Source organism: Methylobacterium sp., from assembly GCF_019750675.1.
In the GTDB taxonomy this organism is placed as follows: Bacteria; Pseudomonadota; Alphaproteobacteria; order Rhizobiales; family Beijerinckiaceae; genus Methylobacterium.
This window is the reverse complement of the sequence record NZ_JAIEOF010000463.1, coordinates 1-1,756: the sequence shown is the minus strand read 5'-3', so window position 1 is coordinate 1,756 and position 1,756 is coordinate 1. Positions and strand designations below refer to the sequence as shown.

At 68.3% G+C, this 1,756-nt stretch carries 1 protein-coding gene; it reads left to right on the top strand.

The features are described 5' to 3' along the window. Positions 1-1,727: 5'-nucleotidase C-terminal domain-containing protein (locus K2X24_RS24135; protein ID WP_292501908.1), on the top strand; the 1,727-nt coding region annotated here is incomplete at its 5' end. Between the last annotated feature and the right edge of the window lie 29 nt (positions 1,728-1,756).

Here is a 1,756-nt window from a genome sequence, read left to right as displayed (position 1 = left end):
CCTCGGCCGGCAAGCAGGCCGGCGACATCTCGCAGCTCGACGTCACCAATTCGCTGCGCTTCAACAACAACCTCGCGGTCGTCACAGTCACCGCCTCCGAACTCGAGCGGGTTCTCGAACACGGGGTCGCCGCGGTGGCACCCGGCGCCACCCCGGGCCAGTTCGCCCAGGTCGGCGGAATCTCCTACAGCTTCGACGCTTCGAGGCAGTCCCAGACCCTCGACGCGAACGGCAACGTCACCCGCGAGGGCCAGCGCATTCTCAACGCGGCGATCATCGACGAAAACGGCCGCGTCCTCGACACCCTGGTGCAGAACGGCCAACTCGTGGGCGACGCCAACCGCGCCATCAAGGTCGTGACCCTCGACTTCCTCGCCACCGGCACCGCCGCGGCGCCGGGCTTGGGCGGCGACAACTACCCCTTCCCGGCCTACGGCGAGAACAAGATCGCGCTCCGCGACGCCGCCCCGGTCTCGCTCCCCGACACCGAGACCTTCGCGGCCAAGGGCTCCGAGCAGGACGCGCTGGCCGAATACCTCAAGGCCTTCCACGCCACGACGCCCTACGGCACCGCCGATACCGGGCCGGCCGGCGACCTGCGCATCCAGAACCTCGCGGCCCGGACCGACACCGTGCTCCAGCGCGGCGTCCTCAAGAACGGCACGCCCGAGGCCGATACCCTGCGGGGCACGGCCTTCAGCGACATCCTCAACGGCGGGGCGGGCGACGACATCGTCTACAACAGCGCCGGGGACGACATCCTCACCGGGGGCGCCGGCCCGGGCGGCGCCACGCAAAGCGACACCCTGATCTTCGCCACGAAGCTTGCCGACGCGCAGGTCTGGCAGGAGGGCAATTTCACGATCGTCTCCGGCCCGGAAGGGCGCGACGCCATCAACGGCTTCGAGCGCATCCAGTTCTCGGACGTGACGATCGATCTCGCCGACGGCAACCGCCTGGTGGACGACCTGTTCTACCTCGCCCGGAACAAGGACGTGCTCGCCGCCGGCCAGGACGCGGATGCGCACTACGCCGCCTACGGCGCGAGCGAGGGACGCGACCCGAACGCCTTCTTCTCCACCAAGGGCTATCTCGCCACCTACACGGATGTCGCGCAGGCCAAGCAGAACCCGCTGACCCACTACGACACCTACGGCTGGAAGGAGGGCCGCGATCCGAGCGCCGGTTTCGACACGCAGTTCTATCTCGCCCGCAACAGCGACGTGAAGGCGGCCGGCATCGACCCGCTGACCCACTACATCGAGTACGGCCAGGCGGAAGGCCGCGCGATCTTCGACGCGGTCGGGTTCACGGCCAACATCAAGGGCGGTTTCGATCCCGAATTCTACCTACTGGCCAACGCGGACGTGGCTCAGGCCGCCACGGTCGCCGGCGGCGACATCTTCGCCTTCGCCAGCCAGCACTACGACACCTATGGTTGGAAGGAAGGCCGGGACCCGAACGCGGTGTTCGACACCAAGGGGTATCTCGCCGCTTACGGCGACGTCGCGGCGGCCGGGGTGAACCCCTTGAACCACTACGACACCTACGGCTGGAAGGAGGGGCGCGATCCGGCCCGGGATTTCGACACCTCGACCTACCTCGCGGTGAACAGCGACGTCGGCCAGGCCGGGATCGACCCGATGCAGCACTTCCTGCAGTACGGCCTCCTCGAGAACCGTTCGGTCCTCAACGACGGCACCTTCGGCGCCGGTACCCTCGGCTGAGCCGCGAACTCGCGGACCTTCCCGATGGC